General features: G+C 55.3%; 2 protein-coding genes. Both read left to right on the top strand.

Features of this window, described 5'->3' with window-relative positions; all coding sequences use genetic code 11:
• Nucleotides 1–103 (top strand): 50S ribosomal protein L30 (rpmD, locus tag ACO0LB_RS20645; protein ID WP_423052593.1); only part of this gene is annotated, 103 nt, incomplete at its 5' end.
• Between the two features lie 3 nt (nucleotides 104–106).
• Nucleotides 107–369, top strand: a 263-nt coding sequence (rplO, locus tag ACO0LB_RS20650) for a 50S ribosomal protein L15 (RefSeq protein WP_423052591.1), incomplete at its 3' end; no start/stop codon positions are given.

Genomic DNA, 369 nt, shown 5'->3' on the forward strand with positions numbered 1-369 from the left:
CCTGGGTCTGCGTCGTATTGGTCATACCGTTGAGCGCGAGGATACTCCTGCTGTTCGTGGTATGGTCAACGCGGTTTACTTCATGGTTAAAGTTGAGGAGTAAGAGATGCGTTTAAATACTCTGTCTCCGGCCGAAGGCTCTAAAAAGGCGGGTAAACGCCTGGGTCGTGGTATCGGTTCTGGCCTCGGCAAAACCGGTGGTCGTGGTCACAAAGGTCAGAATTCTCGTTCTGGCGGTGGCGTACGTCGCGGTTTCGAGGGTGGCCAGATGCCACTGTACCGTCGTCTGCCGAAGTTCGGCTTCACCTCTCGCAAAGCAGCGATCACAGCGGAAATCCGTTTGTCTGACCTGGCGAAAGTTGAAGGCGG

Source organism: Undibacterium sp. SXout7W (assembly GCF_049339385.1).
Lineage (GTDB): Bacteria > Pseudomonadota > Gammaproteobacteria > Burkholderiales > Burkholderiaceae_D > Undibacterium.